This window comes from Enterobacter quasihormaechei (genome assembly GCF_004331385.1).
Classification (GTDB): domain Bacteria; phylum Pseudomonadota; class Gammaproteobacteria; order Enterobacterales; family Enterobacteriaceae; genus Enterobacter; species Enterobacter quasihormaechei.
On sequence record NZ_SJON01000012.1, the window covers coordinates 1 to 21,671 of the forward strand.

Here is a 21,671-nt window from a genome sequence, read left to right on the forward strand (position 1 = left end):
TCTTCCGAAGTGACAAGAGGAAATTTAAAAAAAGTTTCTGACCGTGTTTTTTTTCACCAAAAGCGATGAGATCAAGCTACAAATTGTTCTATTTGATGTATCTGCAACCACAATCACACCTGAGATGGCATAATTAGCCGCATCAATATTTAAGGAATAAAAGCGATGCCATTAAGCGCACAACAGTTGGCAGCTCAAAAAAACCTGTCGTACGTGCTGGCAGAAAAGCTGGCCCAGCTGATCTTAGCGGGTAAATATGCCCCAGGGAGCATCCTGCCCAGCGAGATGGAACTGGGGGATCGGTTTGGCGTAAGCCGTACCGCCGTTCGCGAAGCGGTAAAAACATTAACGGCGAAAGGAATGGTGCTTCCACGCCCGCGCATTGGCACCCGCGTTATGCCTCAGGGGAACTGGAACTTTCTGGATCAGGAATTACTCACCTGGTGGATGACCGAAGATAACTTTAATCAGGTCGTTGATCACTTTCTGGTCATGCGCAGCAGTCTTGAGCCTCAGGCCTGCCTGCTTGCCGCCACGCTCGGCACGGCAGAGCAAAAAGCGCAGCTCAATACATTAATGGAAGAGATGGTGTTTCTGAAAAAGCACTTTAACCGCGAACGCTGGATAGAGGTCGATATGGCCTGGCACGAACATATCTATAATATGAGCGGAAATCCTTTCCTAACCTCCTTTGCTTCTTTATTCCATTCTGTGTACCACACTTACTTTACCTCTATCACACAAGATGAGGTGGTGAAGCTGGATCTGCATCAGGCGATAGTCGATGCCATTCAGGAGAGCGACGGGCAGCGAGCCCTGAGTGCGTGCCAGGCGTTGCTGGCCGCGCCAACCCACCAGCAGGTAAATAAATGACTGAGAAAAAAGCACGCAGTATGGCCGGATTGCCGTGGATTGCAGCCATGGCGTTCTTTATGCAGGCACTGGATGCCACTATCCTCAATACCGCCCTTCCCGCCATAGCCCAAAGCCTTAACCGCTCCCCGCTGGCGATGCAATCCGCCATCATCAGCTATACCCTGACGGTGGCGATGCTTATTCCGGTCAGCGGCTGGCTGGCCGATCGTTTCGGCACGCGTAAAGTGTTCATGCTGGCGGTGACGCTGTTCACCCTCGGTTCTCTGGCGTGCGCCCTCTCCACTTCTCTGACGGAACTGGTTATCTTCCGCGTCCTACAGGGGATAGGCGGCGCGATGATGATGCCCGTCGCGCGTCTGGCGTTATTGCGCGCCTATCCGCGCAGCGAACTGCTCCCGGTGCTCAACTTTGTGACCATGCCGGGGCTGGTCGGGCCGATACTTGGCCCGGTACTCGGCGGCGTACTGGTGACCTGGGCAAGCTGGCACTGGATCTTCCTGATTAACATTCCGATTGGTGTGGCAGGGCTGATTTACGCCCGCAAATATATGCCGAACTTCACCACGCCACGGCGCAGCTTCGATATGGGCGGCTTCTTCTTGTTTGGCCTGAGCCTGGTCCTGTTCTCCAGCGGGATGGAGCTGTTTGGCGAGAAAATCGTAGCGACGTGGCTGGCGCTGGCCGTCATCCTCAGCGGTATACTGCTGTTCCTTCTTTATATACGCCATGCGCGCCGCCACCCGACGCCGCTTATCTCTTTATCTCTCTTTAACACCCGAACGTTCTCCGTCGGGATCGCGGGCAATATAGCTTCACGTCTCGGCACGGGCTGTGTGCCTTTCCTGATGCCGCTGATGCTTCAGGTTGGTTTTGGCTATCCGGCGCTGATTGCCGGCTGCATGATGGCCCCCACGGCGATGGGCTCGATCCTGGCAAAATCGACGGTCACGCAGGTGCTGCGCTGGTTTGGCTATCGTAAGACGCTGGTTGGCGTGACGGTATTTATCGGATTGATGATTGCGCAGTTCTCCCTGCAATCTGCGGCGTTACCGATATGGATGCTGATCCTGCCGCTGTTTGTGCTGGGGATGGCTATGTCGACGCAGTTCACGTCGATGAACACGATTACGCTTGCGGATCTCACCGATGAGAACGCCAGCAGCGGCAACAGCGTACTGGCAGTGACCCAACAGCTGTCGATTAGCCTCGGGGTAGCCGTGAGCGCGGCGGTGCTGCGGTTTTATGAAGGGTTTGACGGTACGAATACCGTTGAGCAGTTCCACTATACCTTTATCACTATGGGCGCGCTTACCGTGGTATCGGCGGTGGTCTTTATGTTGTTAAAGCCGAAAGACGGCCGGAACCTGATTAAAGAGCGTCACAAAGAAAAGGCTAAACCGAACCGCGTTCCATCAGAACAGGAGTAAGCTGCAAACGTTGCTGTTGCAGCGTGGGCTGCGCCATACGGTGGATCAACACGTCGATGGCCAGCTCACCCAGTTCATCCTTCGGCTGATGGATCGTGGTCAGCGGCGGCGTCATGTAGCGCGCCAGTTCGATATCATCGTAACCGACGATCGCCATATCGTCCGGAACACGTAACCCCGCCTGATACAGCGCCTGGTAAGCTCCGAATGCCATCGCATCGTTACCAATAAACACGGCCTGCGGGCGCGGCTCTTGCGCCAGCAGTTTCTGCATTGCTTCAAATCCACCGTTAAATTCGAAATCGCCGGTGATGCGATAGCCATCAGGAATGGCAAGCCCTGCCCGCTCCATTGCTGAAAGATAGCCTTCCAGACGCAGGCGCGCCGGGGTTTTATCCAGCGGGCCGGTAATACAGGCAATGCGGGTATGACCTTTATCAATCAGGTGCTGCGTCGCCATATCGCCGCCCAGCAGGGAGTTATCCTGAATCAGATCGCTGGTTCCGTCGAACGGCGCCCAGTCCATCATTACCGTGGGAATTGAAGGGTAGCGCTGAATGATCTCTTTCGAGGGCTGATGCGTTTCGGTACAGAGCAGCAGCAATCCGTCGACGCGTTTTTGCATGAGCGTCTCCAGGTTACGGTTCATGCGCTGCTCGTCCCCTTCGGTATTGCACAGTACCAGGCTATAGCCGCGCTCGAAGCAGCTGCGCTCCACGCCGCGCACCAGTTCAGAATAGAAAGGGTTGGTACTGGCCGTGATCAGCATGCCGATGGTGCGCGTCTGGTTAAGCTTCAGGCTGCGCGCCAGCGCGGACGGCGCATAGTTGAGCTCTTTAATTGCAGCGTCAACTTTCTCCCGAATCGCCTCGCTGACGAAGCGATCGTTATTGATAACGTGGGAGACGGTCGAGGTAGAAACGCCCGCCATACGGGCGACATCTTTCATTGTGGCCAAGCATTACCCCTGCTGACTTAAGAATTCATCAATCTCTTTACGCCATGGAACAGAAGGCTGAGCGCCTTTACGCGTCACTGCAATCGCGGCGGCGGCATGCGCAAAGCGGATCGCGTCATCCATTGCTTTTCCTTCCAGCAATGCCGTTACCAGCGCACCGTTGAAGGTGTCGCCTGCGGCGATGGTATCAATAGCTTTGACCTTAAAGCCCGGTACGCGACGGCCTTCGCCATTGACGCTAGCCCACACCCCACGGCTGCCGAGGGTGATTATCACGGTTCCAATGCCTTTTTCGTGCAACGCACGCGCCGCGCGCGCTGCATCGTCATCATTTTCGACACGGATACCCGTCAGCTTTTCCGCTTCGGTTTCGTTCGGGGTGATGATATCCACCAGCGCCAGCAGTTCGTCTGATAATACACGGGCAGGCGCAGGGTTAAGTACGACAGTGGTATGATTTTCATGCGCAATTTTCGCGGCGGCCAGCACGCTTTCAACCGGAGACTCCAGCTGCATCAGCAGGGCTTCCGCTCCGGCGATGATCCCACGCTGCGCTTCGACGCGCTCAGTCGTTAACGCGGCGTTAGCCCCCGCATGAATACCGATGACATTCTCACCTTCCGCATTGACGAAGATCAGCGCCACGCCGGTAGATTCCCCTTCAACAACGCTGACGGGTGCAGTATCGATGTTGTCGCTTGCCAGCTGTTTACGTACGCGCTCGCCGGTATCGTCATCACCCGTACAGGCGATAAACGCGATATTCGCCCCGCTGCGCCCGGCGGCAACCGCCTGGTTTGCGCCCTTACCGCCGAACGCGACCTGATACTGATTGCCGGTGACGGTTTCGCCCGGCGTGGGGAACGTTTCAAGGTTAAGAATGTGATCGGCATTGATACTGCCAAGGACGACGAGGTTGCCTGCGGTTTTCATGTATTGAGGTGTCCATCTGAGAGCGCCACCGGTATTACCCGGTGGCGTATGCCACACTTTTCTTTTATTTGGTGTCCCTCAGGCAGCCAGCGACTGCCTGAATCGCCTTTACTGCTTAATGACCAGCTTCAGGTCAACAGGGTATTTGGCCTGAACTTTTTCGCCCTTCAGCACTTTATCGGCAGTTTGCACGCCAGTCGCGCCAATCTGCTCAGGCAGCTGAGCGATGGTCGCAGCCAGTTTGCCATCATTTACTGCTTTTTCTCCATCCGGCGTGCCGTCAAATCCGACAACCATCACATCTGATTTACCCGCAGTCTGGAGCGCACGCAGCGCACCGAGCGCCATTTCGTCGTTCTGTGCAAATACCGCCTGCACATCTGGATGCGCGGTCAGCAGGTTCTGCATAACGTTCAGACCCTTAGTACGGTCGAAGTCTGCCGGCTGGCTCGCCAGTACGTTAAATTTATGCGCCGCGACAGCCTGCTGGAAGCCTTCACCACGTTCACGGGCCGCGGAAGTACCGGCGATACCCTGCAATTCGATCACTTTCGCGCCTTCACCGGCTTTCTTCGCGATGTAGTCACCAGCGATTTTTCCGCCCAGTACGTTATCAGACGCAATGTGGCTGACCACGTCGCCTTTCGTCGCCTGACGGTCCAGGGTGATCACCGGGATCTTCGCCTGGTTTGCCATCTTCACGGCGTTACCGACCGCGTCGGAATCCGTTGGGTTGATCAGCAGGATTTTCGTACCGCGTACGGTTAAGTCCTGAACGTTAGCCAGCTCTTTCGCCGGGTTGTTCTGTGAATCCAGCACCACCAGGTTGTAGCCCAGTTTGTCTGCTTCTTTCTGCGCACCGTCCTTCAGAGAGACGAAGAACGGGTTGTTCAGGGTAGAGACAACCAGCGCGATGGTATCTTTCGCCATGGCGTTAGCACTTACGGTTGCGCTCAGCGCGACAGCAGAAACCAGGGTAGCCAGTTTTTTCATGTTCATATCTAAGATGTCCTGTAGTGTCGTCAGTTACTGTTTTTTGTTGTCTACCAGTACCGCCAGCAAAATCACCACTGCCTTAACGATCATCTGGTAATAGGAGGAAACACCTAACAAATTCAAACCATTATTCAGGAAACCGAGGATCAGTGCGCCGATCAATGTCCCAACAATGCGACCTTTACCGCCCGCAAGGCTCGTACCGCCCAGAACCACCGCCGCGATGGCATCCAGCTCGTATCCCGTTCCCGCCGTTGGCTGTGCGGAAGAGAGGCGCGCCACTTCGATGATGCCCGCCAGAGAGGCCAGCAGGCCGCACAGGGAGTAAACGATAATTTTGACTTTATTGACGCTGATGCCGGACAGACGCGTGGCCGCTTCATTACCGCCCAGCGCATAGATATACCGGCCCAGGCGGGTATGGTGCAGCATGTACCACGCCGCCAGGAAAACGATAGCCATGATCCAGACCGGCGTCGGGATGCCCAGCGGGCGTCCAATACCGAACCAGCCAAACAGGTCGGCGTTATCCGTAAATCCGGTATTCACCGGGCTACCGTTGGTGTACACCATGGTCACGCCGCGCAGCAGCAACATCATCACCAGCGTGGCGATAAACGCCTGAACGCGACCTTTCGCTACTATCACACCGGTGACGGCGCCAATCGCTGCGCCTGCAGCCAGGGCAGCGGCAACGGCCACCAGCGCGTTAACTTCAATGCCGACAATCGACGCGGCAATCGCACCAGTGAGCGCCAGCAGGGAACCGACGGACAGATCGATACCCGAGGTCAGAATCACCAGCGTCATCCCCACCGCCATAATGGCGTTGACGGAAGTCTGCTGAAGAATATTGAACAGGTTATTGACGGTAAAAAAGTTCGGGCTCATGGTCGAGACAATCGCGATCAGCACCAGCAGGGCAATCAGCGATTTTTGTTCCATCAGCCATGCCTTTGTGAAATAGCGGCGACCAGAAACAGCCTGGATAGTCATCTTCTTACTCCTGATTCACGCGATTAAGCTTGCCCACAGCGGCAGCCATCAGAACTTCCTGGGTGGCCTGCTCGCGAGTGAATTCACCGCCGAGATGCCCTTCATGCATGACGATAATGCGATCGCTCATGCCTAATACTTCTGGCATCTCGGAAGAGACCAGAATGATGCTCAGACCGTCGGCCTTGAACTGGTTAATCAGCTGATAGATCTCTTTTTTCGCGCCCACGTCCACGCCGCGGGTTGGCTCGTCGAGGATCAGCACTTTCGGGCGCGTCATCAGACCGCGGGCAATCGCCACTTTCTGCTGATTCCCGCCGGACAGCAGGCCAATCGCCTGCTCCATCGACGGCGTTTTAACGTTGAAGAGACGGATAAAATCGCTGACCGCCTGCTGTTCGTCTTTGTGCTTCAGGCTGCCGCCGCTGCGGCTGAAATAGCGCAGCGCGGTCAGGGACATGTTCTCTTTAACCGACATGCCCAGCACTAAGCCGTCGCGCTTGCGGTCTTCGGAGATATAGACGATGCCGTTCGCCAGCCCGTCCTGCGGCGAGCGGGTGATCACTTCATGACCGTCAAGGGTAACGTAACCGCTGGTGCGCGGCAGTGCGCCATACAGCACTTTCATCAGTTCGGTACGGCCCGCGCCCATCAGACCCGCAACGCCCAGGATCTCGCCCTGGCGCAGGGTAAAGGTCACATCGTTAACGCCCGGACCGCAGAGGTTATCTACCTTCAGGCGGATCTCGCCCGGCGCTTTGTCCAGATGCGGATATTGGTCCTCGAGCTTACGTCCCACCATCATTTCGATCAGCGTATCTTCGGTCAGCGTCGCCACTTCACGCTCGGCGATAAACTGCCCGTCGCGGAAGACGGTCACGTCGTCGCAAATTTCGAAGATCTCTTTCATGCGGTGAGAGATATAGACAATGCCGCGCCCCTGCGCTTTCAGCTCGCGGATCACGCGGAACAGGGATTCGGTTTCGGTATCGGTCAGGGCGTCGGTCGGTTCATCCATAATGATGACCTTCGATTCAAAGCTCAGCACCTTCGCGATTTCCACCATCTGCTGATCGCCGATGGAGAGGTCGCCCACCAGGCGGTCGCTCTTGAAGCGCAGGTTCAGCTTCGCCAGCAATTTGTCCGCTTCGGCATACATGGTTTTCCAGTCGATTTTGCCAAACCGGTTCACGAACTCGCGGCCCAGGAAGATGTTCTCCGCAATGGTCAGCTGCGGGATCAGGTTTAGCTCCTGGTGAATAATGCCGATGCCCGCTTCCTGTGAGGATTTCGGGCCGCTGAAGGTGGTCTCTTTGCCCAGCCATAAGAGCGAACCGGCATCGCGTTGGTAGATACCGGTCAGCACTTTCATCATGGTGGATTTGCCGGCGCCGTTTTCGCCCACCAGCGCCATTACGCGACCGGAATAGACGTTCAGCGCCGCGCCGGAGAGGGCTTTAACGCCCGGGAACGACTTATCGATCCCTTTGAGTTGGAGTAATGCGTCCATGATGGCCTCAGAAGGTGACGCCAGCACAGAGAATGATATTCGCATACGGGGAACACTCCCCGCTGCGAATCACCGCCTGACTGTCTGCGGTTTGTTGTTTGAACTGCTCGTGCGTTGTGTAACGAATTTCTATGGTGTTTCCCTGGCGTTGTTGCAGCTGCTCAATATGGCTGAGCAACGTTTCGTGAAGTTGCGGATTATGTTGTTTGATTTCCGCGGCGAGAATGGCCGTCTCAACCTGCATTTCCGCGGTCACCACCTCCAGTACCTGCATGAACGAGGGCACGCCCTGCGTTAACGCCATATCGATACGGGTTGTGCTGCGCGGAACCGGTAAGCCTGCATCGCAAACCACCAGCGTATCGGTATGCCCAAGACGGGAAATAACCGATGAGATTTCTGAGTTGAGTACCGTGCCTTTCTTCATTTTTTGCTCCACTAGCGAAACGTTTCGCTAAAAACAGTGTAGCCGCAAAAATGTTCAGAAAACCATCATGACGTAACGGATTTGTGATCAACGTCGAAACGTTTCGCTAAGTGAAATATTGAGGTGATTTTGGCGGGTATGTTGCGGATCTGGTAGGCCGGGTAAGCGCAGCGCCACCCGGCATTTTTAGAAGGACTTAAATCTCGACCTGCGTACCCAGCTCAATCACGCGATTAGGCGGGATCTCAAACTGGTCAGGCGCACGCAGGGCGTTACGTTGCAGGATGAGATACAACTTACCGCGCAGACGCAGATACCATGGGCGCTTGCCGATGATCAGCGACTCGTGGGACATAAAGAACGACGTCTCCATCATGCGGCAGCTCAGCCCTTCCAGACCGCAGCGGTGGAATACTTCTTCTACGTTCGGCGTTTCGCGCCAGCCGTAGCTCGCCACCACGCGCCAGAAGGTTGGCGACAGTTGCTCGATCTGTACGCGGCGCACGTTGTGAACGTACGGCGCATCTTCGGTGCGCAGCGTCAGCAGGATCACGCGCTCGTGCAGCACTTTGTTGTGCTTAAGGTTATGCATCAGTGCAAACGGGATCACGTTCAGCGCACGAGACATATACACCGCCGTGCCCGGCACGCGCACCGGCGGGGATTTCTCCAGCGAGGCGATCATCGCCTCCAGAGAATTACCGTGCTCATGCATACGACGCAGCAGGCGGAAACGTTCGCTCTTCCACGTCGTCATCACGATGAACATCACCAGACCCAGCGTCAGCGGCAGCCAGCCACCGGAGACAATCTTGTCGAGGTTCGCAGAGAACAGCGGCACGTCGATGCAGAGGAAGCCAACCAGGATCAGCCCCACGAGGAACTTATTCCAGTGCCAGTTACGGTACGCCACGGTGGTGGAGAGAATAGAGGTCAACACCATCGTTCCGGTCACCGCGATACCGTACGCCGCCGCCAGGTTACTGGAGTGCTCGAAGCTGACGATAACAATCACAACCGCGAAATAGAGCAGCCAGTTGACGAACGGAATGTAGATCTGGCCTGACTCCATCTCAGAGGTATGAATAATGCGCATTGGCGAGAGATACCCCAGACGCACGGCCTGACGCGTCAGGGAGAAGACGCCGGAAATAACGGCCTGAGAGGCAATGACCGTCGCCAGCGTCGCCAGGATCAGCATCGGAACCAGCGCCCAGTCCGGCGCCAGCAGGAAGAACGGGTTTTTAATCGCTTCAGGATGGGCAAGCAGCAGCGCGCCCTGGCCGAAGTAATTCAGCACCAGTGAAGGCAGGACAACGCTAAACCAGGCGACGCGAATAGGGAGTTTCCCGAAGTGGCCCATATCCGCATACAGCGCTTCAACACCGGTAATGGAAAGCACCACCGCGCCCAGCGCTACGAACGACACCACTTTATATTCAAGGAAGAAATGAACTGCCCACATCGGGTTCAGCGCGTGCAGGACGTCGGGGTTGGCAATAATGCTGCGCAAGCCCAGCGCCGCCAGGATCAGGAACCAGGCCAGCATAATAGGCGCAAACAGCTTACCCACCAGCCCGGTACCGTGTTTTTGTATGGCAAACAGCAATGTCAGCACGATAATAGCGAGTGGCACGACCCACGTATCAAGCTGCGGCGCGACAATCTCCAGCCCCTCTATGGCCGACATCACCGAAATCGCCGGCGTAATCACCACTTCCCCATAGAAGAAGCTGCCGCCAATCAGGCCGATAATGACCAGCACGGAGGTCATTCTTGCAGAGGTATTGCGCCCGGCAAGGGACATCAGGGTCAGAATACCGCCCTCGCCCGCGTTATCAGCCCGCATAACGAAGGAGAGATACTTCAGGGAGACCACCAGGATCAGCAGCCAGAAGATGAGCGAGAGAAAACCAAATACGGCGTCACGCTCTACACCAAAACCAAACTGACCGGACAGACATTCACGAAGCGTATAAAGCGGGCTGGTGCCGATATCACCGTAGACAACCCCGATCGCCGCAAGCGTTACTGCGGGTAATGATTGCTTATTATCAGTGCTCATAGACTAGTCTTTTCGTTTGAATAACAAATGTGTGCTTAGTCCCTTGGCCCACAAAAAGCGCACAGTATGCACGATTCAATGCAAAATCGTACCCCTAAATGCAGCCGCATTAATGTAGCGCAAAGAAAATAGCGCCGCACTTCAGCCTATTACCAGGCCAGACCGAAACGTCTATACTCGCTTCAATTAGCCGCCACCACGGTGAAAGGATGCAAAACTATTATGGCTCACTCACATTTATTAGCAGAAAGAATTTCCCGCCTCAGCAGCGCGCTGGAGAAAGGCCTTTACGAGCGTAGCCACGCCATTCGCCTCTGTTTACTGGCGGCGTTGAGCGGGGAAAGCGTGTTTCTGCTGGGCCCGCCGGGCATTGCCAAAAGTCTGATCGCACGCCGCCTCAAGTTCGCTTTCCAGAACGCTCGCGCGTTTGAGTATTTGATGACGCGCTTCTCCACGCCGGAAGAAGTTTTCGGCCCGCTCTCCATTCAGGCGTTAAAAGACGAGGGACGCTACGAGCGTCTGACGGCGGGCTATCTCCCGGAAGCGGAAATCGTCTTTCTTGATGAGATCTGGAAAGCCGGCCCGGCCATTCTGAACACCCTGCTGACGGCAATCAACGAACGCCGCTTCCGCAACGGCGCGAGCGAAGAGAAGATCCCCATGCGCCTGCTGGTGGCCGCGTCTAACGAATTGCCCGAAGCCGACAGCAGCCTGGAAGCGCTGTATGACCGCATGCTGATCCGCCTGTGGCTGGATAAGGTCCAGGATAAATCGAACTTCCGTTCAATGCTGGTCAGCCAGCAGGACGAAAACGAAAACCCGGTGGCAACATCGTTACAGGTCACGGACGAGGAATATCACCAGTGGCAGGAGGATATCGGCAAGATAAAACTGCCTGATACCGTATTTGAGCTGATCTTCATGCTGCGCCAGCAGCTTGATTTACTGCCTTCCGCGCCGTACGTCTCCGACCGTCGCTGGAAAAAAGCCATTCGCCTGCTCCAGGCAAGCGCCCTGTTCAGCGGCCGCGATGCTGTTGCCCCTGTCGATCTGATCCTGCTGAAAGACTGTCTGTGGCACGACGCAGAAGGGATGAATCTGATGCAGCAGCAGCTGGACGTTTTGATGACCGGACACGCGTGGGGCCAGCAGTCGATGCTCAATCAGCTGGGGGCGATTGCCCAACGTCGCCTTCAGCTCCAGCAGCAGCAAAGTGACAAAACCGCGCTGAAGGTGAACCGTCTCGGCGGGATGTTTGCCCGTAAGCCACACTACGAACTGCCCGCCGGGCTGACTGACGCCTCGCTCACGCTCCTCCTCCAGCAGCCGCTTAAGCTTCATGATATGCAGGTGGTGCACGTGACGATCGAACGCGTTGCGCTGGTTCAGTGGCTGGATAAGGGCGGTGAGATCCGCGGTAAACTCAACGGTATCGGCTTTGCACAGCCGCTGTCGCTGGAAGTCGATAGCAGCCAGCATCTGGTGATCCGCGACGTCAGCCTTCAGGGATCGCGCCTGGCGCTGCCGGGAACGGCCTCGGACAGCCTTCCGGAGGAAATCAAGCAGCAGCTTGACGCGCTGGATAACGAATGGCATCAGCAGCACACGCGCTTCAGCGAGCAGCAGAAATGCCTCTTTATTAATAGCGACTGGTTAGGCCGTATTGAAGCCAGCTTGCAGGATGTCAGCGCGCAGATCAAACAGGCGCGTCAATGCTAACGCTGGATACGCTCAACGTTATGCTGGCGGTTAGCGAGGACGGTTTAATCGAAGAGGTCGTCATTACCCTGCTCGCTTCACCGCAGTTGGCGGCCTTTTTTGAAAAATTCCCGAAGCTCAGAAAGGCAATGACGGACGATCTTCCCCGCTGGCGCGATAGCCTGCGACAGCGGTTTAAGGAGACAGAAGTCCCGCCGGAACTGACAGAGGAAGTGGCTGGTTACCAGCAGTGCCAGCGGCTTTCAACGCCGCAGTTTATTGCCCAGCTTCCGCAAACCCTGACATTGCTTGATAACGTTCATTCCCCGTTTGCCAGCCAGGCCAGAGCGCTGGTCACGGACAACCCGAGCTTTACTCCCGCCCTGCACACCCTGTTTTTACAGCGCTGGCGGCTCAGCCTTGTCGTTCAGGCCACCTCGCTCAACCAGCAACTGCTGGACGAAGAGCGCGAACAGCTGTTGAGCGAGGTTCAGGAGCGGATGACGTTAAGCGGTCAGCTAGAACAGGTGCTGGTGGAGAATGAAAACGCTGCCGGACGCCTCTGGGATATGAGTGCCGGACAGCTAAAGCGCGGCGACTATCAGCTGATCGTCAGGTACGGCGACTTTCTGGCGCAACAGCCGGAGCTGATGAAGCTCGCGGAACAGCTTGGGCGCTCCCGGGAGGCAAAATCGGTCCCAAAGAACGATGCGCCGATGGAAACCTTCCGCACCCTGGTGCGTGAACCCTCCACCGTGCCGGAGCAGGTTGACGGGCTACAGCAAAGCGATGACATCCTGCGCCTGCTGCCCACGGAACTCAGCACGCTGGGAATGACCGAGCTGGAGTATGAATTTTATCGTCGGCTGGTGGAAAAACAGCTGCTCACCTATCGGCTGCACGGCGAAGCCTGGCGCGAGAAGATCAGCCAGCGTCCGGTGGTGCATCAGGACTTTGATGAGCAACCGCGCGGCCCGTTCATTGTTTGCGTCGATACGTCCGGATCGATGGGAGGGTTTAATGAACAGTGCGCAAAAGCGTTCTGCCTGGCCCTGATGCGCGTGGCGCTCGCCGATCGTCGTCGCTGCTACATCATGTTATTTTCCAGCGAAGTGGTCGGATATGAACTGACCGGCTCACAGGGGCTGGAGCAGGCGATCCGCTTTTTAAGCCAACGCTTTCGCGGCGGCACCGATCTGGCCAGCTGTTTTCGCAGCATCATTGAGCGTATGCAGGGCGGCGACTGGTACGACGCAGATGCGGTGGTGATTTCCGATTTCATTGCCCAGCGGCTGCCGGACGACGTGGTGAGTAAAGTGAAGGAGATGCAGCGCGTGCACCAGCACCGCTTTCATGCCGTGGCGATGTCCGCACATGGAAAACCCGGCATCATGCGCATCTTCGATCACATCTGGCGCTTTGATACCGGGTTGCGTAGCCGCCTGCTCAGACGCTGGCGACGTTAATTAAAGAAGAGAACCGACGCTTTCACGTACCTGCTGCGGCCAGACTCCACACTGCACCTGACCAATGTGGGACAGTTGCAGCAGCAGCATGGTCAGACGAGACTGGCCAATACCGCCGCCGATGGTCTGCGGCATTTCACCACGCAGCAGCGCCTGGTGCCACTCCAGTTGCAGACGATCTTCATCACCGGTCACGGCCAGCTGACGCTTCAGTGCTTCAGCATCCACGCGGATCCCCATTGAAGAGAGTTCAAACGCATCTTCCAGAACCGGGTTCCAGACCAGAATATCGCCGTTCAGTCCGGCATATTCGCTTTCGCCCACGGTGCTCCAGTCATCGTAATCCGGCGCACGGACGTCGTGACGTTTACCGTCAGACAGTTTTCCGCCAATGCCGATCAGGAATACCGCGCCCAGCGCTTTGGCGATCGCGCGTTCACGGCCTTTGGCATCCAGATCCGGATAACGGCTCAGCAATTCCTGACTGTGAACAAAGTGGATCGTTTCCGGCAGGAACGGTGCCAGACCAAACTCTTTGCTCACGGCTGCTTCGGTTGCTTTGATCCCCGCGTAGATCGCCTCTACGGTGGATTTCAGCGTACCAACATGACGCTCGCCGTCACCCATTACGCGCTCCCAGTCCCACTGATCAACGTAGACAGAGTGAATTGGGGAGAGACGGTCTTCATCGGGGCGAAGGGCTTTCATGTGCGTGTAAAGCCCTTCGCCCGCGCTGAAGTCGTGTTGTCCCAGGGTTTGACGCTTCCACTTCGCCAGGGAATGCACCACTTCGAACTGGGCGTCTGGCAGTGTTTTCACTTTTACCTGTACCGCTTTTTCGCAACCAGACAGGTTATCCTGCGTCCCGTCACCCACGCGGCTCAGAATCGGCGCCTGAACTTCAATAAGGCCAAGCTTCTCTTCCAGCTGGCGGGAAAAATGGGATTTTACGAAACTGATCTGGCGTTGTTTTGCGATGTAAGCGGTTTTCATTATTTATACTCCTGCGTCCTGTTGGTATTGATTAAGCAACAAAAATGGCACCTTATTCAATAACCCATCAACAAAAAGCCGACTTCACTTTTGATTCGATAAAATTAGCCGCTAGAATAGAGGGATTCATCAATCTTCATAAGAAAAAGCTATGGAAAATTATCAGATCGACAATCTGGACCGCGGCATCCTGGAGGCGCTGATGGCCAATGCGCGCACCGCGTATGCCGAACTGGCGAAACAGTTTGGCGTCAGCCCGGGGACAATTCACGTCCGCGTAGAGAAAATGAAGCAGGCCGGGATCATCACCGGCGCACGCATTGACGTCAGTCCGAAGCAGCTCGGCTACGACGTTTGCTGCTTCATTGGCATCATTCTTAAAAGTGCAAAAGATTACCCCTCCGCGCTGGAGAAGCTGAACGCGCTGGATGAAGTCACCGAGGCGTACTACACCACCGGGCATTACAGCATCTTTATTAAGGTAATGTGCCGATCCATCGATGCCCTCCAGCAGGTACTTATCAACAAGATCCAAACAATCGATGAAATTCAGTCCACCGAAACCCTGATCTCCCTGCAAAACCCGATCATGCGTACCATCCGCCCGTGATCGGGCAATTTCATTCCCACATTTTCCACAGGTAGATCCCAGCTCGTTCACAGCGTACAATGGCCGCCTCTTTATCTGAGCGAGCGATCAATGGCGGACATTACTCTTATCAGCGGCAGCACCCTGGGCGGTGCGGAATATGTAGCGGAACATCTGGCTGAGAAGCTGGAAGACGCGGGCTTTTCAACGGAAACCCTGCACGGCCCGCTGCTGGAAGATCTCCCGACTGATGGGGTCTGGCTGCTGATCACCTCCACGCACGGCGCGGGCGATCTGCCGGATAACCTGCAACCTTTATATGACGAACTGCTGGAACAGCAGCCCAGTCTGTCAAACGTCCGGTTTGGTGCGATCGGGATCGGCAGCCGTGAATATGACACCTTCTGCGGTGCAATAGAGAAAGTAGAAGCCGCTGTAACCGCCTGCGGAGCAAAACAGCTGGGTGAAACCCTGAAGATCAACATCCTCGATCATGATATTCCGGAAGATCCAGCCGAGATCTGGCTCGCAGAATGGAAAAATTTACTCAAAAACGATTAAAGATCGTGCGATCAGATGTGGATAACTCTGGTTAAAAGCTCGTATTAACCCGTAGTTATCCAAAGAACAACGTTGGTTTAGTTTTTGACCTGTGGATAAAGCGGCGATCTGATCCCAGCTTATACTGTCCAGGATCACCGATCATTCACAGCAAACGATCCTTCCTAACTGCATGATCTTATTTATGGGATCGGACTTATCCACAAAGGTCTGCGATCCTAATAAGAGATCACAATAGAACAGATCTCTAAATAAAAAGATCTTCTTTTTAATAGCCCAGGATCCCAATGCTTTCTCGAAAGACTAAAGTTGAGTAGAATCCACGGCCCGGGCTTCAATCCATTTTCATACCGCTTTACGCGAGGCAGACCACCATGTTTTATCAGGATCCTTTTGACGTCATCATCATTGGCGGGGGTCATGCAGGCACTGAGGCCGCAATGGCCGCAGCGCGAATGGGCCAGCAGACCCTGCTTTTGACACACAATATCGACACGCTGGGACAAATGTCCTGTAATCCGGCGATTGGCGGCATTGGGAAAGGACACCTGGTAAAAGAAGTGGATGCACTTGGCGGCCTGATGGCGAAAGCGATCGATCATGCGGGCATTCAGTTTAGGATACTAAACGCGAGTAAAGGCCCTGCTGTCCGCGCCACTCGTGCGCAGGCAGACCGCGTGCTTTACCGTCAGGCTGTCCGCACCGCGCTGGAGAACCAGCCGAACCTGATGATCTTTCAGCAGGCGGTAGAAGATCTTATCGTGGAGAACGATCGTGTTGTCGGCGCTGTGACCCAGATGGGCCTCAAGTTCCGCGCAAAAGCGGTTGTGCTGACGGTCGGGACATTCCTGGACGGCAAAATCCATATCGGTCTGGACAACTACAGCGGTGGCCGCGCTGGCGATCCGCCGTCCATTCCGCTGTCTCGTCGTCTGCGTGAGCTGCCGCTGCGCGTAAGCCGCCTGAAAACCGGTACACCGCCGCGCATTGATGCGCGCACCATCGACTTCAGCGTGCTGGCACAGCAGCACGGCGATAACCCAATGCCGGTGTTCTCGTTCATGGGCAATGCGGCACAACATCCGCAGCAGGTGCCATGCTACATCACGCACACCAATGAGAAAACGCACGACGTGATCCGCAATAACCTCGATCGCAGTCCAATGTACGCGGGCGTGATCGAAGGGATCGGCCCGCGCTACTGCCCATCGATCGAAGACAAGGTGATGCGCTTTGCCGATCGTAACCAGCACCAGATCTTCCTGGAGCCGGAAGGACTGACCTCTAACGAAATTTACCCGAACGGCATCTCCACCAGCCTGCCGTTCGACGTGCAGATGCAAATTGTTCGCTCAATGCAGGGCATGGAGAACGCGAGAATCGTTCGTCCTGGCTACGCCATTGAGTACGATTTCTTCGATCCGCGTGACCTGAAGCCAACCCTGGAGAGCAAATTCATCCACGGTCTGTTCTTCGCGGGCCAGATTAATGGCACCACCGGGTACGAAGAAGCCGCTGCGCAAGGGCTGCTGGCCGGTCTGAACGCCGCCCGCTTCTCTGCCGAGAAAGAGGGCTGGGCGCCGGCGCGCTCTCAGGCGTACCTGGGCGTACTGGTCGACGATCTCTGTACGCTGGGGACCAAAGAACCGTACCGCATGTTTACCTCCCGCGCGGAATATCGCCTGATGCTGCGCGAAGACAACGCCGATCTGCGTCTGACCGAAATGGGTCGAGAGCTGGGTCTGGTGGATGACGAACGCTGGGCGCGCTTCAACGAGAAGCTGGAACGCATTGAACAGGAACGTCAGCGCCTGAAAACCACCTGGGTAAACCCGCAGGCGGAAACCGCTGCCGAAGTGAACGCTCACTTAACAGCGCCGCTTTCGCGCGAAGCCAGCGGCGAAGATCTGCTGCGCCGTCCTGAAGTCACCTACGAGAATCTGGTCAAACTGACCGCGTTCGCACCGGGCCTTGAAGACGCTGAAGCGGCTGAGCAGGTCGAGATTCAGGTGAAATACGAAGGCTACATTGCGCGTCAGCAGGATGAGATCGAAAAACAGCAGCGTAATGAAAATACGCTGCTGCCGGAAATGCTGGACTATCGACAGGTGACGGGCCTTTCCAACGAAGTGATCGCTAAGCTGAACGATCATAAACCGGTGTCGATTGGCCAGGCCTCGCGGATCTCCGGCGTCACGCCTGCCGCGATTTCAATTCTGCTGGTGTGGCTGAAAAAGCAGGGTATGCTGCGCCGCAGCGCGTAACGTTTGAACATTGCCCGGTGGCGCTGCGCTTACCGGGCCTACAGAACCCCGTAGGGCGGGTAAGCGAAGCGCCACCCGCCAGTAAGTATCTCAACAGGTATCCACCGTGCTCAATAAACTCTCTCGTCTGCTGGATGAAGCAGGTATTTCGCTCACCGATCACCAGAAAAACCAGCTGGTGGCCTATGTCGATATGCTGAACAAATGGAACAAAGCGTACAACCTGACCTCGGTGCGCGATCCCAACGAGATGCTGGTTCGCCATATTCTCGATAGCATCGTGGTGGCGCCGTACCTGAAAGGTGAACGTTTTATCGACGTTGGCACCGGTCCGGGGCTGCCGGGGATCCCGTTGTCTATTGTCCGCCCGGAGAGCCATTTCACGCTGCTGGACAGCCTGGGCAAGCGCGTGCGCTTTTTACGCCAGGTACAGCATGAGCTGAAGCTGGAAAACATCACGCCGGTGCAGAGCAGGGTAGAGGCGTTCCCGGCAGAGCCTCCGTTTGACGGCGTTATCAGCCGTGCCTTTGCATCGCTCAACGACATGGTGAGCTGGTGTAAACACCTGCCGGCGGAAAATGGCCGCTTTTATGCCCTGAAAGGGCTGGTGCCTGAAGATGAGATTCAACAGCTGCCAGCGGATTTTGCTGTTGAATCAATCGAGAAGTTACAGGTTCCTCATCTCGACGGTGAACGGCATTTGGTGATTCTTAAGCCAAACAAATTTTAAAAATTAAATAAAAAATGGGGAATTTGTGCTGTTCTTATTGTGTTAAAAAACAGCACACCTATGAGGATAATTCTGAAGTCATTTTAACCTTGTGTTCACCATGGTTTTTCTTGCGGTTAACCTGAGCTGATTCATTCACCTTAATGATAATCAACTATGAAAATATCAGTCTGCTAAAAGTGGGCTGTAGCAACCAGAATGCAATGTTAAATATTTATTAAAAATGTCAATAAAAGGTTTTTGTTGTATATAGGGCTGTTTTAGAAATAGTTGCGATTTTTTGGCTTTAAATTCATGAAGATGAAATAAAACGTTTTACGTGTTTGATAATTACCGCTTTATCGCAAATGTGCATTTTGTGATCTCGTGCACGCTTTATCGCCAACGTTTTCGCGCTGTTTGCAGTTTCGCCTGAAGGTCGACGCATTGGTCAAAAGTTGAAAAATAGCGCTGGGGAAAAATATTTAAACATTTATTCACCTTTTCGCTACTTAATGTTTGAAATCACGGGTACGCACCGTATAATTTGACCGCTTTTTGATGCTTGACTCTGAGCCTTAAAGGACGTTTTATACGACACGCGGCATACCTCGAAGGGAGCAGGAGTAAAAACGTGATGTCTGTGTCGCTCTTGAGTAGAAACGTTGCTCGTAAGCTTCTGTTCATTCAGTTTCTGGCGGTAATAGCAAGTGGACTGCTGTTTAGCCTCAAAGACCCCTTCTGGGGCATCTCCGCCGCGTGCGGAGGTTTGGCGGTTGTGCTGCCAAACGTGTTGTTTATGATTTTTGCCTGGCGTCATCAGGCGCATACACCCGCCAAAGGCCGCGTGGCCTGGTCCTTCGCTCTCGGCGAAGTGTGTAAGGTGTTGCTGACCTTTGCTCTACTGGTGATGGCGCTGGCGGTTTTGAAAGTGGTATTCATGCCGCTGATAGCAACGTGGGTTTTGGTGCTGGTGGTACAAGTTCTGGCTCCAGCTGTAATCAATAACAAAGGGTAAAAGGCATCATGGCTTCAGAAAATATGACGCCGCAGGATTACATAGGTCACCATCTGAATAACCTTCAGCTGGACCTGCGTACATTCTCGCTGGTGGATCCACATAACCCCCCGGCCACCTTCTGGACGATCAACATCGACTCCATGTTCTTCTCGGTGGTTTTGGGTCTTCTGTTCCTGGCCATGTTCCGCAGCGTTGCTAAAAAGGCGACCAGCGGTGTTCCAGGGAAATTCCAGACGTTCGTTGAGATGATCATCGGCTTCGTCCATGGCAGCGTGAAAGACATGTACCATGGTAAGAGCAAGCTGATTGCTCCGCTGGCCCTGACCGTGTTCGTTTGGGTCTTCCTGATGAACCTGATGGACCTGCTGCCAATTGACCTGCTGCCGTTCATCGGCGAGCACATCTTCGGCCTGCCTGCGCTGCGTGTTGTACCGTCTGCGGACGTGAACATCACCCTGTCGATGGCGCTGGGCGTGTTTATCCTGATTCTTTTCTACAGCATCAAAATGAAAGGCGTAAGCGGCTTTGTGAAAGAGCTTACCTTGCAGCCGTTCAACCACTGGGCGTTTATTCCGGTCAACCTGATCCTGGAAGGCGTTAGCCTGCTGTCCAAACCTGTTTCACTGGGTCTGCGACTGTTCGGCAACATGTATGCGGGTGAGCTGATTTTCATTCTGATCGCGGGTCTTCTGCCGTGGTGGTCACAGTGGATTCTGAATGTGCCATGGGCCATTTTCCACATCCTGATCATTACGCTGCAAGCCTTTATCTTCATGGTTCTGACGATCGTCTATCTGTCGATGGCGTCTGAAGAGCACTGATTTTTTACCAACACTACTACGTTTTAATTGAAACAAACTGGAGACTGTCATGGAAAACCTGAATATGGATCTGCTGTACATGGCTGCCGCTGTGATGATGGGTCTGGCGGCTATCGGTGCTGCGATCGGTATCGGCATCCTCGGGGGCAAATTCCTGGAAGGCGCTGCGCGTCAACCTGATCTGATTCCTCTGCTGCGTACTCAGTTCTTTATCGTTATGGGTCTGGTGGATGCAATCCCAATGATCGCTGTAGGTCTGGGTCTGTACGTGATGTTTGCTGTCGCGTAGTAGTTGTTTTAAAACCCCAAGCCACAGAAATTTAAGAGGTATTGTGCTGTGAACATGAACGCAACAATCCTCGGCCAGGCCATCGCGTTTATTCTCTTTGTCTGGTTCTGCATGAAGTATGTATGGCCGCCTTTAATGGCTGCCATCGAAAAACGTCAGAAAGAAATTGCTGACGGTCTGGCTTCCGCAGAACGCGCTAAGAAAGATTTGGACCTTGCACAGGCCAACGCGACAGACCAGCTGAAAAAAGCGAAAGCTGAAGCTCAGGTAATCATTGAACAGGCTAACAAACGCCGTTCTCAGATCCTGGACGAAGCCAAAGCTGAAGCAGAACAGGAACGTACTAAGATCGTGACACAGGCTCAGGCTGAAATTGAAGCTGAGCGTAAACGTGCTCGTGAAGAACTGCGTAAGCAGGTTGCGATTCTGGCTGTTGCTGGCGCCGAGAAGATCATCGAACGTTCCGTGGATGAAGCTGCTAACAGCGACATCGTGGACAAACTTGTCGCTGAACTGTAAGGAGGGAGGGGCTGATGTCTGAATTTGTTACGGTAGCTCGCCCCTACGCCAAAGCAGCTTTTGACTTTGCTGTCGAACACCAAAATGTCGATCGCTGGCAGAATATGCTGGCGTTTGCCGCTGAGGTGACGAAAAACGAACAAATGGCCGAGTTGCTTTCCGGTGCGTTAGCGCCTGAAACCCTCGCCGCGTCGTTTATCGCCGTGTGCGGAGAGCAACTGGATGCCAACGGCCAGAACCTGATTAAGGTCATGGCAGAAAATGGTCGTCTCCGTGTGCTCCCGGATGTTCTCGAGCAGTTTGAGCACTTACGTGCCCTCAGTGAAGCTACCGCTGAAGTTGAAGTAACTTCCGCAACTGAACTGAGTGATGAACAGCTTGCGAAAATCACCGCCGCGATGGAAAAACGTCTGTCACGCAAAGTTAAGCTGAATTGCAAAATCGATAAGTCTGTAATGGCAGGCGTAATCATCCGCTCGGGTGATATGGTCATTGATGGCAGCGTACGCGGCCGTCTTGAGCGCCTTGCAGACGTCTTGCAGTCTTAAGGGGA

Annotated in this window: 21 protein-coding genes; 13 read left to right on the forward strand and 8 right to left on the reverse strand. The window is 54.8% G+C overall.

All coding sequences use genetic code 11. The annotated features are described in order from the left end of the window. Positions 1–165 precede the first annotated feature (165 nt). Positions 166–873, forward strand: a complete 708-nt coding sequence (locus tag E0L16_RS15290) for a FadR/GntR family transcriptional regulator (protein WP_064910073.1) — start codon at positions 166–168, stop codon at positions 871–873. Continuing rightward, positions 870–2,303: a multidrug transporter subunit MdtD gene (mdtD, locus tag E0L16_RS15295; protein ID WP_063452027.1), complete on the forward strand. Its 1,434-nt coding sequence runs from the start codon at positions 870–872 to the stop codon at positions 2,301–2,303. The genes E0L16_RS15290 and mdtD overlap by 4 nt, the downstream gene beginning before the upstream one ends. Here mdtD and rbsR read toward each other — a convergent pair. The 7 genes from rbsR to kup form a co-directional block, all read right to left on the reverse strand. Continuing rightward, positions 2,269–3,261 (reverse strand): ribose operon transcriptional repressor RbsR, encoded by a 993-nt coding sequence (rbsR, locus tag E0L16_RS15300; RefSeq protein ID WP_003862402.1) that lies wholly within the window; start codon positions 3,259–3,261, stop codon positions 2,269–2,271. The genes mdtD and rbsR overlap by 35 nt on opposite strands. Before the next feature lie 3 nt (positions 3,262–3,264). Continuing rightward, a complete protein-coding gene (gene rbsK / locus E0L16_RS15305) occupies positions 3,265–4,194 on the reverse strand; it encodes a ribokinase (protein ID WP_112792440.1) in 930 nt (309 codons plus the stop codon). Between the two features lie 108 nt (positions 4,195–4,302). Continuing rightward, a complete protein-coding gene (gene rbsB, locus E0L16_RS15310; RefSeq protein WP_003862397.1) occupies positions 4,303–5,193 on the reverse strand; it encodes a ribose ABC transporter substrate-binding protein RbsB in 891 nt (296 codons plus the stop codon). Positions 5,194–5,220: 27 nt separating this feature from the next. Further along, complete coding sequence (gene rbsC, locus E0L16_RS15315) at positions 5,221–6,186, reverse strand: ribose ABC transporter permease (protein ID WP_131637274.1); 966 nt, start codon at positions 6,184–6,186, stop codon at positions 5,221–5,223. A gap of 4 nt (positions 6,187–6,190) precedes the next feature. Further along, a complete protein-coding gene (gene rbsA / locus E0L16_RS15320; RefSeq protein WP_131637276.1) occupies positions 6,191–7,696 on the reverse strand; it encodes a ribose ABC transporter ATP-binding protein RbsA in 1,506 nt (501 codons plus the stop codon). A gap of 7 nt (positions 7,697–7,703) precedes the next feature. After that, positions 7,704–8,123: a D-ribose pyranase gene (gene rbsD, locus E0L16_RS15325; protein WP_063868573.1), complete on the reverse strand. Its 420-nt coding sequence runs from the start codon at positions 8,121–8,123 to the stop codon at positions 7,704–7,706. Between the two features lie 196 nt (positions 8,124–8,319). Beyond that, positions 8,320–10,188: a low affinity potassium transporter Kup gene (gene kup / locus E0L16_RS15330; protein WP_006808744.1), complete on the reverse strand. Its 1,869-nt coding sequence runs from the start codon at positions 10,186–10,188 to the stop codon at positions 8,320–8,322. A 222-nt stretch (positions 10,189–10,410) separates the two neighbouring features. Between kup and ravA the strand changes: the two genes are divergently transcribed. Together ravA and viaA are read left to right on the forward strand one after the other, a co-directional pair. Then, a complete protein-coding gene (gene ravA / locus E0L16_RS15335; protein WP_131637278.1) occupies positions 10,411–11,907 on the forward strand; it encodes an ATPase RavA in 1,497 nt (498 codons plus the stop codon). Continuing rightward, entirely contained in the window at positions 11,901–13,352 is a 1,452-nt protein-coding gene (gene viaA / locus E0L16_RS15340) for an ATPase RavA stimulator ViaA (protein ID WP_107534293.1), read from the forward strand. Before ravA ends, viaA begins: the two co-directional genes overlap by 7 nt. On the opposite strand, the gene asnA is transcribed toward viaA, so the two are convergent. Beyond that, positions 13,353–14,345 (reverse strand): aspartate--ammonia ligase, encoded by a 993-nt coding sequence (gene asnA / locus E0L16_RS15345; protein WP_107534295.1) that lies wholly within the window; start codon positions 14,343–14,345, stop codon positions 13,353–13,355. Positions 14,346–14,496: 151 nt separating this feature from the next. On the opposite strand from asnA, the gene asnC reads away from it, so the two are divergent. From asnC to atpH, 9 genes are all read left to right on the forward strand, one after another. Further along, positions 14,497–14,955: a transcriptional regulator AsnC gene (asnC, locus tag E0L16_RS15350; RefSeq protein WP_003862383.1), complete on the forward strand. Its 459-nt coding sequence runs from the start codon at positions 14,497–14,499 to the stop codon at positions 14,953–14,955. 90 nt (positions 14,956–15,045) lie between these two features. Then, on the forward strand, positions 15,046–15,495 hold the full coding sequence (gene mioC, locus E0L16_RS15355) for an FMN-binding protein MioC (RefSeq protein ID WP_063452035.1): 450 nt from the start codon (positions 15,046–15,048) through the stop codon (positions 15,493–15,495). Positions 15,496–15,869: 374 nt separating this feature from the next. Further along, positions 15,870–17,759 (forward strand): tRNA uridine-5-carboxymethylaminomethyl(34) synthesis enzyme MnmG, encoded by a 1,890-nt coding sequence (gene mnmG, locus E0L16_RS15360; RefSeq protein WP_107534297.1) that lies wholly within the window; start codon positions 15,870–15,872, stop codon positions 17,757–17,759. 106 nt (positions 17,760–17,865) lie between these two features. After that, positions 17,866–18,489, forward strand: a complete 624-nt coding sequence (rsmG, locus tag E0L16_RS15365) for a 16S rRNA (guanine(527)-N(7))-methyltransferase RsmG (protein ID WP_063452037.1) — start codon at positions 17,866–17,868, stop codon at positions 18,487–18,489. Positions 18,490–19,105: 616 nt separating this feature from the next. Beyond that, a complete protein-coding gene (atpI, locus tag E0L16_RS15370; protein WP_003862375.1) occupies positions 19,106–19,486 on the forward strand; it encodes a F0F1 ATP synthase subunit I in 381 nt (126 codons plus the stop codon). A gap of 8 nt (positions 19,487–19,494) precedes the next feature. Then, positions 19,495–20,310, forward strand: coding sequence for a F0F1 ATP synthase subunit A (gene atpB / locus E0L16_RS15375; protein ID WP_014881883.1), 816 nt, complete (start codon positions 19,495–19,497; stop codon positions 20,308–20,310). A gap of 49 nt (positions 20,311–20,359) precedes the next feature. Beyond that, positions 20,360–20,599, forward strand: coding sequence for a F0F1 ATP synthase subunit C (gene atpE, locus E0L16_RS15380; RefSeq protein ID WP_000429386.1), 240 nt, complete (start codon positions 20,360–20,362; stop codon positions 20,597–20,599). A gap of 48 nt (positions 20,600–20,647) precedes the next feature. Next, complete coding sequence (atpF, locus tag E0L16_RS15385; RefSeq protein WP_003862370.1) at positions 20,648–21,118, forward strand: F0F1 ATP synthase subunit B; 471 nt, start codon at positions 20,648–20,650, stop codon at positions 21,116–21,118. A gap of 14 nt (positions 21,119–21,132) precedes the next feature. Continuing rightward, positions 21,133–21,666 (forward strand): F0F1 ATP synthase subunit delta, encoded by a 534-nt coding sequence (gene atpH / locus E0L16_RS15390; protein ID WP_003862369.1) that lies wholly within the window; start codon positions 21,133–21,135, stop codon positions 21,664–21,666. Positions 21,667–21,671 lie beyond the last annotated feature (5 nt).

Coding starts and splice junctions, on each gene's coding strand:
- E0L16_RS15290 (WP_064910073.1), top strand. CDS start 166: ATGCCATTAAGCGCACAACAGTTGGCAGCTCAAAAAAACCTGTCGTAC.
- mdtD (WP_063452027.1), top strand. CDS start 870: ATGACTGAGAAAAAAGCACGCAGTATGGCCGGATTGCCGTGGATTGCA.
- rbsK (WP_112792440.1), bottom strand. CDS start 4,194: ATGAAAACCGCAGGCAACCTCGTCGTCCTTGGCAGTATCAATGCCGAT.
- rbsB (WP_003862397.1), bottom strand. CDS start 5,193: ATGAACATGAAAAAACTGGCTACCCTGGTTTCTGCTGTCGCGCTGAGC.
- rbsC (WP_131637274.1), bottom strand. CDS start 6,186: ATGACTATCCAGGCTGTTTCTGGTCGCCGCTATTTCACAAAGGCATGG.
- rbsA (WP_131637276.1), bottom strand. CDS start 7,696: ATGGACGCATTACTCCAACTCAAAGGGATCGATAAGTCGTTCCCGGGC.
- rbsD (WP_063868573.1), bottom strand. CDS start 8,123: ATGAAGAAAGGCACGGTACTCAACTCAGAAATCTCATCGGTTATTTCC.
- kup (WP_006808744.1), bottom strand. CDS start 10,188: ATGAGCACTGATAATAAGCAATCATTACCCGCAGTAACGCTTGCGGCG.
- ravA (WP_131637278.1), top strand. CDS start 10,411: ATGGCTCACTCACATTTATTAGCAGAAAGAATTTCCCGCCTCAGCAGC.
- viaA (WP_107534293.1), top strand. CDS start 11,901: ATGCTAACGCTGGATACGCTCAACGTTATGCTGGCGGTTAGCGAGGAC.
- asnA (WP_107534295.1), bottom strand. CDS start 14,345: ATGAAAACCGCTTACATCGCAAAACAACGCCAGATCAGTTTCGTAAAA.
- asnC (WP_003862383.1), top strand. CDS start 14,497: ATGGAAAATTATCAGATCGACAATCTGGACCGCGGCATCCTGGAGGCG.
- mioC (WP_063452035.1), top strand. CDS start 15,046: ATGGCGGACATTACTCTTATCAGCGGCAGCACCCTGGGCGGTGCGGAA.
- mnmG (WP_107534297.1), top strand. CDS start 15,870: ATGTTTTATCAGGATCCTTTTGACGTCATCATCATTGGCGGGGGTCAT.
- atpI (WP_003862375.1), top strand. CDS start 19,106: ATGTCTGTGTCGCTCTTGAGTAGAAACGTTGCTCGTAAGCTTCTGTTC.
- atpB (WP_014881883.1), top strand. CDS start 19,495: ATGGCTTCAGAAAATATGACGCCGCAGGATTACATAGGTCACCATCTG.
- atpE (WP_000429386.1), top strand. CDS start 20,360: ATGGAAAACCTGAATATGGATCTGCTGTACATGGCTGCCGCTGTGATG.
- atpH (WP_003862369.1), top strand. CDS start 21,133: ATGTCTGAATTTGTTACGGTAGCTCGCCCCTACGCCAAAGCAGCTTTT.